At 68.7% G+C, this 13,844-nt stretch carries 10 protein-coding genes; 9 read left to right on the top strand and 1 reads right to left on the bottom strand.

Annotation, left to right across the window (positions count from 1 at the left end):
* Positions 1-51 precede the first annotated feature (51 nt).
* From MRS60_RS15345 to MRS60_RS15305, 9 genes are all read left to right on the top strand, one after another.
* The gene (locus MRS60_RS15345) at positions 52-2,178 is read left to right on the top strand and encodes a 3-hydroxyacyl-CoA dehydrogenase NAD-binding domain-containing protein (protein ID WP_243564940.1); all 2,127 of its coding nucleotides are present in this window, start codon (positions 52-54) and stop codon (positions 2,176-2,178) included.
* Between the two features lie 29 nt (positions 2,179-2,207).
* Positions 2,208-3,416 (top strand): acyl-CoA dehydrogenase family protein, encoded by a 1,209-nt coding sequence (locus MRS60_RS15340; RefSeq protein WP_243564939.1) that lies wholly within the window; start codon positions 2,208-2,210, stop codon positions 3,414-3,416.
* Positions 3,417-3,430: 14 nt separating this feature from the next.
* A complete protein-coding gene (locus tag MRS60_RS15335) occupies positions 3,431-4,579 on the top strand; it encodes an acyl-CoA dehydrogenase family protein (protein WP_243564938.1) in 1,149 nt (382 codons plus the stop codon).
* 30 nt (positions 4,580-4,609) lie between these two features.
* The gene (locus tag MRS60_RS15330; protein ID WP_034179133.1) at positions 4,610-5,815 is read left to right on the top strand and encodes a CaiB/BaiF CoA transferase family protein; all 1,206 of its coding nucleotides are present in this window, start codon (positions 4,610-4,612) and stop codon (positions 5,813-5,815) included.
* A gap of 188 nt (positions 5,816-6,003) precedes the next feature.
* A complete protein-coding gene (locus MRS60_RS15325) occupies positions 6,004-6,309 on the top strand; it encodes a DUF485 domain-containing protein (protein ID WP_014895931.1) in 306 nt (101 codons plus the stop codon).
* Positions 6,310-6,320: 11 nt separating this feature from the next.
* Positions 6,321-8,006, top strand: a complete 1,686-nt coding sequence (locus MRS60_RS15320; RefSeq protein ID WP_175748958.1) for a cation acetate symporter — start codon at positions 6,321-6,323, stop codon at positions 8,004-8,006.
* Positions 8,007-8,407: 401 nt separating this feature from the next.
* Positions 8,408-9,697: a dicarboxylate/amino acid:cation symporter gene (locus MRS60_RS15315; protein WP_034179131.1), complete on the top strand. Its 1,290-nt coding sequence runs from the start codon at positions 8,408-8,410 to the stop codon at positions 9,695-9,697.
* 4 nt (positions 9,698-9,701) lie between these two features.
* Positions 9,702-11,711 carry a sensor histidine kinase gene (locus MRS60_RS15310; protein ID WP_243564937.1) on the top strand — a complete coding sequence of 670 codons (2,010 nt, stop codon included), beginning with the start codon at positions 9,702-9,704 and terminating at the stop codon, positions 11,709-11,711.
* An 80-nt stretch (positions 11,712-11,791) separates the two neighbouring features.
* Entirely contained in the window at positions 11,792-13,147 is a 1,356-nt protein-coding gene (locus MRS60_RS15305; RefSeq protein WP_034179129.1) for a sigma-54-dependent transcriptional regulator, read from the top strand.
* Positions 13,148-13,243: 96 nt separating this feature from the next.
* Here the strand turns inward: MRS60_RS15305 and MRS60_RS15300 are convergent, their stop codons facing one another.
* Positions 13,244-13,780 carry a peroxiredoxin family protein gene (locus tag MRS60_RS15300; protein WP_034179128.1) on the bottom strand — a complete coding sequence of 179 codons (537 nt, stop codon included), beginning with the start codon at positions 13,778-13,780 and terminating at the stop codon, positions 13,244-13,246.
* Positions 13,781-13,844: the final 64 nt, after the last annotated feature.

Genomic DNA, 13,844 nt, shown 5'->3' with positions numbered 1-13,844 from the left:
TCAATCGAGAATCGGTGCATGTCTGGTGCATATGACAGGACAGGAGACACCATGAATTCATCTGCAACACCCCAAGCCGGCACGGTCACGCGCGAGCGGCGCGACAAGGTGCTCGTCGTCACGATCGACCACCCGCCCGTCAACGCGCTGTCGGCCGACGTGCGGCGCGGCCTCGCCGACGCGCTCGACGCCGCGCAGGCCGACGACGCGATCCGCGCGGTGCTGATCGTCGGCGCCGGCCGCAACTTCATCGCGGGCGCCGACATTCGCGAATTCGGCAAGCCGCCGGTGCCGCCGTCGCTGCCGGATGTGTGCGAGCGGATCGAGTCCAGCGCGAAGCCGGTCGTGGTCGCGCTGCACGGCGCGACGCTCGGCGGCGGCCTCGAAGTCGCGCTGGCCGCGCATTACCGGCTCGCGGTGCCCGGCGCGAAGCTCGGGCTGCCCGAAGTCACGCTCGGCCTGCTGCCCGGCGCGGGCGGCACGCAGCGTACGCCGCGCCTGATCGGCGCAAAGGCCGCGCTCGACCTGATGCTGACGGGCCGCCACGCGAGCGCGGACGAAGCGCTCGCGCTCGGCCTCGTCGATCGCGTCGCGCACAGCGACGACACGCTCGCCGAAGGCCTTGCCTATGCGCAGGAACTCGTGTCGCTCGGCGCGCCGGTGCGCCGCACGCGCGATGCGCAGGGGCTCGCCGATCGCGCGGCCGCGCAGGCCGCGATCGACGCAGCGCGCGCGGAACTGCCGAAGAAGTCGCGCGGTCTGTTCTCGCCGGCGAAGATCGTCGAAGCGGTCGAGGCCGCGCTCACGCAGTCGTTCGACGCGGGGATGAAGTTCGAACGCAGCCTGTTCCTGCAGTGCATCGACAGCCCGCAGCGCGCGGGCCTCGTGCATGCGTTCTTCGCGGAGCGCGAAGCCGCGAAGGCGCCCGAGGCGCGGCGTGCGAGCGCGCGGCCGGTCGAGCGGATCGGCGTGGTCGGCGGCGGCACGATGGGCGCGGGCATCGCGGTCGCGGCGCTCGACGCCGGGCTGCCGGTGACGATGATCGAACGCGACGAAGCGTCGCTCGCGCGCGGCCGCGCGCACGTCGAGAAGGTGTACGACGGCCTCGTCGCGAAAGGGCGGATGACGCCGGCCGCGCACGCGGCACGGCTCGCGCGCTTCAAGGGCAGCACGTCGTACGACGCGCTCGCGCAGGCCGATGTCGTGATCGAGGCCGTGTTCGAGGACATGGCAGTGAAGAAGGCCGTGTTCGCCGAACTCGCGCGCGTCTGCAAGCCGGGTGCGGTGCTCGCGACCAACACGTCGTATCTCGACATCGACGAACTGGCCGCGAGCATCGACCGCCCGGCCGACGTGATCGGCCTGCATTTCTTCTCGCCGGCCAACGTGATGAAGCTGCTCGAGATCGTCGTGCCGGCGCGCGTCAGCGCGGACGTCGTCGCGACCGCGTTCGCGCTCGCCAAGCAGTTGAAGAAGACGCCGGTGCGCGCGGGCGTATGCGACGGCTTCATCGGCAACCGGATCCTCGCCGTCTATCGCACGGCGGCCGACTATCTGATGGAGGACGGCGCGTCGCCGTACCAGATCGATCGCGCGGTGCGCGAATTCGGCTTCCCGATGGGGCCGTTCCAGGTGGTCGATCTCGCGGGCGGCGACATCGGCTGGGCGACCCGCAAGCGCCGCGCGGCGACGCGCGATCCGCGCGCGCGCTACGTGGAGATTTCCGACCGGCTGTGCGAGCGCGGCTGGTTCGGGCAGAAGACGTCGCGCGGCTACTACCTGTATCCGGACGGCGCGCGCGTCGGCACGCCGGACCCGGAAGTCGAAGCGATCGTCGCGGCAGAACGCGCGAAGAAGGGCGTCACGCCGCGCACGTTCACCGACGACGAAATCCTGCGCCGCTACCTCGCCGCGATGATCAACGAAGGCGCGAACGTCGTGCACGAAAAGATCGCGCTGCGCCCGCTCGATGTCGACGCGGTGTTCCTGTACGGCTACGGCTTCCCGCGTTATCGCGGCGGACCGATGCACTACGCGGACACGCTCGGCCTCGCGAACGTGCTCGCCGATATCCGCGCGTTCGCGAAGGAGGATCCGCTGTTCTGGAAGCCGTCGCCGCTGATCGTCGAACTCGTCGCGCGTGGCGCGGATTTCGCGAGCCTGAACCGCATCGACTGAACGCCAACCGCATTCGCAACGGACCGAAGATGGACCTCAATTTCACTCCCGAAGAGGAAGCCTTCCGCACGGAAGTGCAGCGCTTCCTGCAAGCGGAACTGCCCGAGCGCATCGCGCGCAAGGTGAAGGGCGGCCTGCACCTCACGCGCGACGACATGCGCGAATGGCACGCGACACTCAACGCGCGCGGCTGGCTCGCGAGCCACTGGCCGCGCGAATACGGCGGCCCCGGCTGGAGCGTCGCGCAGAAGTTCCTGTTCGACAACGAATGCGCGCTCGCCGGTGCGCCGCGCATCGTGCCGTTCGGCGTGAACATGCTCGGCCCGGTGTTGATCAAGTACGGCAGCGAGGCGCAAAAGCGCCACTGGCTGCCGCGCATCCTCGACGGCACCGACTGGTGGTGCCAGGGTTACTCGGAGCCGGGCGCCGGTTCCGATCTCGCGGCGGTGAAGACGAGCGCGGTGCGCGGAATCGACGCGCAGGGCGAGCACTACATCGTGAACGGGCAGAAGACGTGGACCACGCTCGGCCACTACGCGAACATGATCTTCTGCCTCGTGCGCACCGCGACCGACGTGCGCAAGCAGGAGGGCATCAGCTTCCTGCTGATCGACATGAACACGCCGGGCGTCGACGTGCGTCCGATCATCACGCTCGACGGCGAGCACGAGGTGAACGAGGTGTTCTTCACCGACGTGCGCGTGCCGGCGGAAAACCTCGTCGGCGAAGAGAACCGCGGCTGGACCTACGCGAAATTCCTGCTCACGTACGAGCGCACCAACATCGCCGGGATCGGCTTCTCGACGGCCGCGCTCGACCGGTTGCGCGCGGTCGCCGCGAAGGTGACGAAGAACGGCAAGCCGCTCGCGGACGATCCGTTCTTCGCGGCGCGTGTCGCGCGCGTCGAGATCGAGCTCGAGAACATGCGCACGACCAACCTGCGCGTGCTGGCCGCGGTCGCGGGCGGCGGCGCGCCGGGCGCGGAAAGCTCGATGCTGAAGATCCGCGGCACGCAGATCCGCCAGGAGATCGCGTCGCTGATGCGACGCGCGATGGGGCCGTACGCGCAGCCGTTCGTCGACGAAGCGCTCGATGCGGACTACGACGGCGAACCGGTCGGCCCGGACGAAGCCGCGAGCGCCGCGCAGCAGTACTTCAACAACCGGAAGCTGTCGATCTTCGGCGGCTCGAACGAGATCCAGAAGAACATCATCGCGAAGATGATGCTCGGGCTGTAACGAGGAGCGCGACGATGGATTTCCAGCACACAGAAGACCGCCGGATGCTGGCGGACACGTTGAACCGCTTCATCGCCGAACAGTACGCGTTCCCGGTGCGCGATCGCATCGCGCAGTCGGCCGAAGGCTTCGATCGCGCGATGTGGCAGCGCTTTGCCGAGCTTGGCACGATCGGCGCGCTGTTTCCCGAAGCCGACGGCGGCTTCGGCGGCGCGGGCTTCGATATCGCGGTGGTGTTCGAATGCCTCGGGCGCGGGCTCGTCGTCGAGCCGTTCCTCGGTGCGCTGCTGGCTGGCCGCGCGCTGTCGCTCGCCGGCGGCGATGCGCATCGCGACAAGCTCGCGGCGCTGATCGACGGCAGCGCGAGCGCCGCGTTCGCGCACGACGAGCCGGGCTCGCACTACGAACTGACGACCGTGCGCACGCGCGCCGAACGCTCGGGCGACGGCTGGGTGCTGACGGGCGCGAAGGGCGTCGTCGACCAGGCCGCGCAGGCGGCGTTCTTCGTCGTCAGCGCGCGCGTGTCCGGCCACGACGACGATGCGGCCGGCATCGGCCTGTTCGTCGTGCCGGCCGATGCGCCGGGCGTATCGCTGCGCGATTACCGGAAGATCGACGGCGGCCGCGCGGCCGAGGTGCGCTTCGATCGCGTTGCACTGCCGGTCGATGCCGCGCTCGGCGATCCGGACGTCGAGCGCGACGGCGAAGCGGGCGCGGCGCTGCTCGAACGCGTGCTCGGCTACGGGCTGCTCGCGCTGTCGGCGGAAGCGCTCGGCGCGATGGACGTCGCGAAGGAACACACGCTCGACTACCTGCGCACGCGCAAGCAGTTCGGATTGCCGATCGGCAGCTTCCAGGCGCTGCAGCACCGGATGGCCGACCTGCTGCTCGAAGTCGAGCAGGCGCGCTCGGCCGTGATCAACGCGGCCGCGCAGCTCGATGCGCCGCGCGCGGTGCGCGAACGCGCGCTTGCGGCAGCGAAATACAGCATCGGCCGGATCGGCACGCTCGTCGCCGAGGAGAGCATCCAGTTGCACGGCGGGATCGGGATGACGTGGGAGCTGCCGCTGTCGCATTACGCGAAGCGCCTCGTGATGATCGATCACCAGCTCGGCGACGAGGATCACCATCTCGCGCGCTACATCGCGTTGTCCAAACAGTAAAAGCGCGCAGCGCGAATGGAGGAGACAAGGATGACGAACGAACCGCGCGCATTGCCGCTGGCCGGCGTGAAGGTGCTCGATTTCTCGCGCGTGCTCGCGGGCCCGTGGTGCGCGATGGTGCTCGCCGATTTCGGCGCGGAAGTGATCAAGGTCGAGCATCCGGCGCGCGGCGACGACACGCGCGACTGGGGGCTGCGGATCGGCGATACCGAGACTACGTATTTCAACAGCGTGAATCGCAGCAAGCGTTCGATCTGCGTGGACCTGCAGACCGAAGAAGGGCAGCGCGTCGCGCGCGAGCTGGCCGCGCAGGCCGACGTGCTGGTCCACAACTTCAAGTTCGGCGGCGCGGAAAAGCTCGGCCTCGGCTATGACGCGCTGGCCGAACTGAACCCGCGCCTCGTGCACTGCGCGATTTCCGGCTACGACCGTTCGGGCGCCGAGGCCGCGCGGCCCGGTTACGACCTCGTCGTGCAGGGGGAGGCCGGGCTGATGGCGCTGAACGGCGAGGCCGGCCAGCCGCCGCTGAAGTTCGGCGTCGCGGCGGTCGACCTGTTCACCGGCATGTATTCGGCGCAGGCGATCCTCGCCGCGCTGTACGAGCGTCATGCAACCGGGCGCGGGCGGCGCATCGAGATGGCGCTGTTCGACTGCGGGCTGATGATCACCGCGTACTACGGGCTCGACGCGCTGCTGATGGGCGAGGACCCGCCGCGCTACGGCAACGCGCATCCGTCGATCGTGCCGTACGGCGTGTTCGACGCGGCCGACGGCCCGCTCGTGATCACCGTCGGCAACAACACGCAGTTCGCGCGCTTTTGCGAGGTGATCGAGCGGCCCGACCTCGCGGCTGACGCGCGCTACAAGACCAATCTCGGCCGCTCGGAAAACCGCGCGGACCTGCTGCCCGAGCTTCGCCGCGAACTCGCGCGCCGGTCGCGCGCGACGCTGCTTGCGGCGCTCGCCGACGCGGGCATTCCGTGCGGTGAAGTGCTTGGGTTGCACGAAGCGCTGAGGTCCGAGCGCGCGACCAGCGCGGGGCTCGTCACGCGGCAGCCGCATCCGGTCGCGGGCGGTGTCGACGTGCTCGCGCCGCCGTACCGCTTCGACGGCGCGCGGCTGCCGGTGCGCGGCGCGCCGCCGGTGCTCGGTGCGGATACGGACGCGGTGCTCGGCGGCTGGCTAGGGATGTCGACCGACGAGGTCGCGCGGCTGCGCGCGGATCGCATCGTGTAACGCGATTTTTCCGCCGCGGCGCGGGCGGAGCGGTTGACGCGCCGGCCATCTACAAGACAAGCCTCGCGAAACGACGAGGTGCCCTGCGGGGACTGGAGTCGGCGCTGAAGCGCCGATTCCGGTCGACCGCGAAGCATGGGACCGGAACAAGCGCCAAAGCGCCAACTCCGGTCGACACAGGAGACACCATGGAGCTTTCCGTCATCGAATCGGTCACGGCGCGCCGCGACTACCAGCAACTCGTGCGTGCGCGGCGCCGCTTCAGCTTCACGCTGACGGCGCTGATGATCGCGACCTACTACGGCTTCATCCTGCTCGTCGCGCTCGCGCCGCACGTGCTCGCGGCGCCGCTGTATCGCGGCGCGACGACGACGGTCGGGATCGCCGCGGGCGTCGCGATCATCCTGGTCGCGATCGGCCTGACCGCGTGCTACGTGCTGCGCGCGAATCGTGCGTTCGACCGCCGGGTCGACGCGATCCTGCAGCGTTCCTGACGGAGGCCGACATGCGACGCACATCGATCGCGCTCGGCGCGCTTGCCATTCTCGTTTCCTCCGCCGCCCATGCGGTATCGGTCGCGGGCCCGATGCCCGACAAGGTCGAGCTGAACCCGGTCGCGATCGGGATGTTCTTCGCGTTCGTGTTCGCGACGCTCGCGCTCACGCGCTGGGCCGCGCGCCGCACGCGATCGACACGCGACTTCTACACGGCCGGCGGCGGCATCACCGGGCTGCAGAACGGCCTCGCGATCGCGGGCGACTACATGTCGGCCGCGTCGTTCCTCGGGCTGTCCGGCATGGTGTTCATGTTCGGCTTCGACGGGCTCATCTACTCGATCGGCTTTCTGGTCGGCTGGCCGTTCGTGATGTTCCTGATCGCCGAGCCGCTGCGCAACCTCGGCAAGTTCACGTTCGTCGACGTCGTCGCGTACCGCTTCGCGCAGCGGCCGATCCGGCTGCTGACCTCCGCGAACGCGCTGACGATCGTCGTGCTGTACCTCGTCGTGCAGATGGTCGGCGCGGGCAAGCTGATCCAGCTGCTGTTCGGGCTGTCGTACGGCACGGCGGAGCTGATCGTCGGCGTGCTGATGGTCGTCTACGTGTTCTTCGGCGGGATGACCGCGACCACCTGGGTGCAGGTGATCAAGGCCGTGCTGCTGCTGTGCGGCGCGACGCTGCTCGTGTTGCTCGCGCTCGGCGAATTCGGCTTCAGCGTCGACGAGATGTTCCGCCGCGCGGTGGCCGTGCATCCGGGCGCGCTCGGCATCATGGGGCCCGGCAAACTGATCCGCGATCCGGCCAACGCGCTGTCGCTCGGCATCGCGCTGATGTTCGGCACGGCCGGCTTCCCGCACATCCTGATGCGCTTCTTCACGGTGCCGAACGCGAAGGAGGCGCGCAAGTCGGTGCTCTACGCGACCGGCTTCATCGGCTACTTCTACCTGCTGACCTTCGTGATCGGCTTCTCGGCGATCGTGCTGCTCGCGCAGCATCCCGAGTTCTTCAAGCTCGGCGCGAACGGCACGTTCAACCTCACGCACGACCTGCTCGGCGGCTCGAACATGGTCGCGGTGAAGCTCGCGCAGGCGGTCGGCGGGAACTGGTTCTACGGCTTCATCGCGGCCGTCACGTTCGCGACGATCCTCGCGGTGGTCGCGGGCCTGACGCTCGCCGGCGCGACGACGATCTCGCACGACCTGTATGCGCAGATGTGGGCGCGCGGCAAGCCCGACGAGCGCCTGGAGATGCGCATCTCGCGCGCGGCGACGATCGTGCTGTCGGCCGTCGCGATCGGGCTGTCGATCCTGTTCGAGCACGTGAACGTCGCGTTCATGGTCGGGCTCGTCGCGGCGGTGGCCGCGAGCGCGAATTTCCCGGTGCTCGCGATGTCGATCTTCTGGCGCGGGATGACGACGCGCGGCGCGGTGCTCGGCGGCGGCCTCGGCCTCGCGTCGGCGGTGGTGCTCACGGTGCTGTCGAAGTCGGTGTGGGTCGACGTGCTGCACCACGCGCACGCGCCGGTGTTCCTCGACAACCCGGCGCTCGTGTCGGTGCCGCTCGCGTTCATCGGGATCGTCGTCGGCTCGCTCGCGGATCGCGGCGAGCGCGCGCAGCGCGAGCGCGACGCGTTCGCGCAGCAGGAGTTCTACGCGCAAACCGGCCTGCTGGCCGGCGAGGCCGTGCAGCACTGATTCGTCTGATCAAAGTGCCAATCCGTCCGGATCGCCGGACGGATATTTTCCGGAAATCCGGAATCCCGGATTTCCTTGCCTGCCGCATTATGAGAAATACAATGAAAACAATGGTTTGAGGGGTTACGGAAACCTGGCATCGACCTTGCGATATAAAACGCACGGCCGCCCACTCGGCCTGACTATTAAACCAAGCGTTGCATGGGACCCAAGTAAGCGCTGAAGCGCTAACTCGGGTCGACAGGAGACAATCGATGACCACTGCCTTCCTCCCCCTCCGGATGTCGTGAGGCATCGCTTGTTGCGGCACGGCAGCCGCGCGGGCGAATGCTCTTCCCCTGACATTCGCCTGCGCGCGTGACGCCGTATCCACCGGCTCATCTACTTCAGCAGGAACCATCGTGAAGAAGAAACCCTTCTACAAAGTGCTCTATGTGCAGGTGATCTTCGCCATCATCGTCGGCGTGATCCTCGGCCACTACTACCCGGCGCTCGCCACCGACATGAAACCGCTCGGCGACGGGTTCATCAAGCTGATCAAGATGGTGATCGGTCCGATCATCTTCTGTACGGTCGTCACCGGCATCGCCGGCATGGAGGACATGAAGAAGGTCGGCCGCGTCGGCGGCAAGGCGCTGCTGTACTTCGAGGTCGTGTCGACCTTCGCGCTGCTGCTCGGCCTCGCGGCCACGCACATCCTGCGTCCGGGCGTCGGCTTCAACATCGACCCGGCGACGCTCGACGGCAAGGCCGTCGCGTCGTACGCGGCGAAGGCGCACGGGCAGTCGACGGTCGACTTCCTGATGCACATCATCCCGAACACGATGGTCGATGCGTTCGCGCAGGGCGAAATCCTGCAGATCCTGCTGATCGCGCTGCTGTTCGGCAGCGTGCTCGCGCACCTCGGCGAGCGCGGCAAGGTCGTCACCGATTTCATCGACGGGCTCACGCGCGTGCTGTTCGGCATCGTGCACATCGTCACGAAGCTGGCACCGATCGGCGCGTTCGGCGCGATGGCGTTCACGATCGGCAAGTACGGCGTCGGCTCGCTGGTGCCGCTGCTCAAGCTGATCGGCACGTTCTACCTGACGTCGGTCGTGTTCGTGCTCGTCGTGCTCGGCGCGATCGCGCGCTTCACGGGCTTCTCGATCATCCGCTTCGTGTCCTACATCAAGGAAGAGCTGCTGATCGTGCTCGGCACGAGCTCGTCGGAAGCCGCGCTGCCGCAGTTGATGGAAAAGCTCGAGAAGGCCGGCTGCTCGCGTTCGGTCGTCGGCCTCGTCGTGCCGACCGGCTATTCGTTCAACCTCGACGGCACCAACATCTACATGACGATGGCCGTGCTGTTCATCGCGCAGGCGACCAACATCGAACTGACGTGGATGCAGCAGCTCACGCTGCTGGCGGTTGCGATGCTGACGTCGAAGGGCGCGAGCGGCGTGACGGGCGCGGGCTTCATCACGCTCGCCGCGACGCTGGCCGTCGTGCCGACGATCCCGCTGTCGGGCATGGTGCTGATCCTCGGCATCGACCGCTTCATGAGCGAATGCCGCGCGCTGACCAACATCGTCGGCAACGGCGTCGCGACGGTCGTCGTGTCCGCCTGGGAGAAGGAGCTCGACCGCAACAAGCTGCGCCAGGCGCTGAAGGGCGGCGGCGAAGTCTCGGCGACCGAGACGGCCGGCGTCTGACGTCGTGAAGGAGCAGGCGGCGGCACCGCCCGCCGGCGGCGCGGCACGCGGCGGCCGAGGCGTTGACAGGGAGGCCTATGACACAATAGGCGATCCGCATCGCCAGGAAGCCTCGACCGTGAAGCGCCGCCTGCTCATCCTCGTCGTGCTTGCCGCCGCGCTCGTCGCGGCGTGCGCGCTGACGTGGACGATTACCTGGCAACGCGGCGTCGCCGAGCTGCAGCGCAACGCCGCGGTGCGCGTCGACCGCACCACCAACGCGCTCAAGAGCACGCTCGACCGCTACGAATCGCTGCCCTATCTGCTCGGCAGCCATCCGTATGTGCAGGACCTGCTCGCCGAGCCGAAGCGCGGCGACTACACCGCACGCGTCAACCGCTATCTCGAAGATCTCAACGAACACGCGCACGCGACCGTCACCTACGTGATCGGCGCGGACGGCCTGTGCGTCGCCGCCAGCAACTGGCGCGCGCCCGACAGCTTCGTCGGGATCGAATACCGTTTCCGCCCCTACTTCCTCGACGCGATGAACGGCCGGGTCGGCCGCTTCTTCGGGATCGGCACGATCTCGCGCGATCCCGGCTACTACATCTCGCAGCCCGTATGGCGCGACGGCAAGATCGCGGGCGTCGTGGTCGTGAAGCTCAATCTCGAATGGTTCCAGGGCGCTGACGCGTCCGAGCCGCTCGTCGTCGCGGACGATCACGGCGTCGTGTTCCTGTCGTCGGTGCCCGCGTGGAAATACCACACGCTGCGGCCGTTGACGGGGCCCGTCGCCGCGTCGATCTACGAGACGCGCCAGTACGCGCAGCAGCCCGTCACACCGCTGCCGCTGCGCATCGAGCAGACGCTCGGCGCCGATGCGGAGATCGTGCGCCTGGGCGCGGGCCTGCGCGCGCCGCGTTTCCTGGCCAGCAAGCGCCGGATCGGCGAGCCCGACTGGCTGCTCGTCACGCTCGCACCGATCGCGCCGATCGACGCCGATGCGCGCAACGCGACGATCGTCACGGGCTTCGGTTTCGTGTCGGTCGCGCTGCTCGCGTTCTACTGGCGGATGCGCCGCGCGCGCGTGCGCGAAATGATCCGCGGCCGCGCGCTGCTGCAGCAGGCGTACGCGGAGCTGAACCGGCGCGTCGAGGAACGCACGGCCGACCTGTCGGAAGCGAACGAGCAGTTGCAGAAGGAAGTCGGCGACCGGATCCGCGCGGAGCAGGAGCTGCGCGCCGCGCACGACGAACTGATCCAGGCGAGCAAGCTGGCCGCGCTCGGCCAGATGGCGGCCGGCATCACGCATGAACTGAACCAGCCGCTCGCGGCGCTGCGCAGCTTCTCGGACAACACGCGCGTGCTGCTCGATCGCGGCGAGCAGGCGGCCGCGCGCGAGAACCTCGAGGCGATCGCCGCGCTCACCGAGCGGATGGGCAAGATCACGAACCAGTTGAAGCTGTTCGTCGGCCGTGCGAAGCCGCGCAACGAGCGGGCGCTCGTCGTGCGTGCGCTGCGCAGCGTACTGTCGCTGCTCGGCGATCGCCTGCGCGGCGTCGCACTCACGCTGACGCTGCAGGACGCGACCGTATCGCCCGCGCACGGCGTGCCGCTCGATCTGGCGCGCGACTACCCCGAGCTTGTCGCACGTTGCGAGGACCTGCGCCTCGAGCAGGTGCTGATCAACCTGCTCGGCAACGCACTCGACGCGGTCGCGGGCATCGCGGCGCCCGCGATCGAAGTGACGATCGTGGTGTCGGCCGCGACGCTCGCGGTCGAGGTGCGCGACAACGGCCCCGGCATCGCGCCCGACCTGTTGCCGCGCCTGTTCGAGCCGTTCTTCACGACCAAGGAAATGGGGCGCGGGCTCGGGCTCGGCCTCGCGATCTCGTCGTCGATCGCGAGCGACGCGGGCGGTGCGCTGACCGCGCGCAACGCGCCGTCGGGCGGCGCGCTGTTCGTCTTGACGCTGCGGCGCGCGCGCACGCATCATCCGGACTCCGTGTCCGAGCCGGCGGGCTCGCACTAGGCCCGGTCGGCGAACGACCGGCATCAACGCCGCCGCGCGCGCAACACTGCCGCGCGGCCCGTCAGGAGCAAGTGAGTACGATGGCCAACCGGCTGCAAGTGATCTATATCGAAGACGATGCGCTCGTTCGCCGGGCGAGCGTGCAGAGCCTTCAGCTGGCGGGCTTCGACGTCGCCGGCTTCGAGTCGGCCGAAGCGGCCGAGAAGGCGATCGTCGCGGACACCGCGGGCGCGATCGTCAGCGACATCCGGCTGCCCGGCGCAAGCGGGCTCGACGTGCTCGCGCAGTGCCGCGAGCGCGTGCCCGACGTGCCCGTGATCCTCGTCACCGGGCACGGCGACATCTCGATGGCCGTGCAGGCGATGCGCGACGGCGCATACGACTTCATCGAAAAGCCGTTCGCGGCCGAGCGCCTGATCGAGACGGTGCGCCGCGCGCTCGAGCGGCGCGAGCTCGTGCTCGAGAACCATGCGCTGCGGCGCGAGCTGGCCGGGCAGAACGTCGTCGCGCCGCGCATCATCGGCCGCAGCCCCGCGATCGAGCAGGTGCGCAAGCTGATCGCGAACGTCGCGCCGACCGATGCGTCGGTGCTGATCAACGGCGACACCGGTGCCGGCAAGGAACTGATCGCGCGCAGCCTGCACGAGCTGTCGCCGCGCCGCGACAAGCCGTTCATCGCGGTGAATTGCGGCGCGCTGCCCGAGCCGATGTTCGAGTCGGAGATGTTCGGCTACGAGCCCGGCGCGTTCACCGGCGCCGCGAAGCGGCGCGTCGGCAAGCTCGAATACGCGTCCGGCGGCACGCTGTTCCTCGACGAAATCGAAAGCATGCCGCTCGCACTGCAGGTGAAGCTGCTGCGGGTGCTGCAGGACGGCGTGCTGGAGCGGCTCGGCTCGAACCAGCCGATCCGCGTGAACTGCCGCGTCGTCGCGGCCGCGAAGGGCGACATGAGCGAACTCGTCGCGGCCGGTACGTTCCGGCGCGACCTGCTGTACCGGCTCAACGTCGTGACGATCGCGCTGCCGCCGCTCGCCGAGCGCCGCGAGGACATCGTGCCGCTGTTCGAGCACTTCATGCTCGATGCGGCCGTGCGCTACGGGCGGCCCGCGCCCGTGCTGACCGACCGGCAGCGCGCGAGCCTGATGCAGCGCGACTGGCCCGGCAACGTGCGCGAGCTGCACAACGCGGCCGACCGCTTCGTGCTCGGCGTGGCCGACATGCCGCAGGAAACGGGCGCGGGCGGCGACGCTGCCGACAACGAGCAGACGCTGAAGGAGCGCATCGAGCAGTTCGAGCGCGCGGTGATCGCCGAGGCGCTGAATCAGACCGGCGGCGCGGTCGCCGCGACGGCCGACCGGCTGCATGTCGGCAAGGCGACGCTGTACGAGAAGATGAAGCGCTACGGGCTGTCGGCGAAAGGCGAAACCGAGCGCTGAAAAGCAAACGGACCGCGGAACCGGGCTGGCCGGTCGTGCGGTCCGTTGGCGGGGAAGGGCGCTGCGCGCGGCCCTTCGATCCGGATCAGGCGGCGCTCAGGCCGCGTTGCCGTCGAGCGCCTTCTTGAGCAGCGCGTCGAGTTCCGCGAACTGCGGGGCGCCGACGTAGCGCTTCAGGATCTTGCCGTTTTTGTCGACGACGAAGGTCGTCGGCGTGAGCTGCACGTTGCCGAACTGCTTCGCGACGCTGCCGTCGTCGAGTGCGACCTTGAACGGCAACTGGCGCGTCTGCGCATAGTTCGCGACGTACATCGGCGGATCGTAGTTCATCGCGACCGCGACGAATTCCAGCCCCTGACCCTTGAAGCGGTTATAGGTATCGACCATCTGCGGCATTTCCTGCATGCAGGTCGCGCAGCTCGTCGCCCAGAAGTTCACGAGATAGACCTTGCCCTTCAGGTCGCCGGAGGTCGAGACCTTCTGGCCCGACAGCAGCGTGAACGTCGCGTCCGGCGCGCTGGACTTGCCGTTGAACGCGAAGAAGCCGGCTACGGCGATGGCCGCGACGACGACGGCCGCGACGATGTAGCGGGCGGGGCCGGCGCTGCGGCGGGCGGGAGGCGTGGTGTTCATCTGCGGTGCTCTCGGAGTCGGTCGATGACGCGGATCAATGCAAAGGACGTCGAAATTCGGCGCC

The sequence above is a fragment of the Burkholderia pyrrocinia genome, from assembly GCF_022809715.1.
Lineage (GTDB): Bacteria > Pseudomonadota > Gammaproteobacteria > Burkholderiales > Burkholderiaceae > Burkholderia > Burkholderia pyrrocinia_C.
The sequence above is the reverse complement of the archived record's forward strand: the minus strand, read 5'-3'. Positions and strand labels throughout refer to the sequence as shown.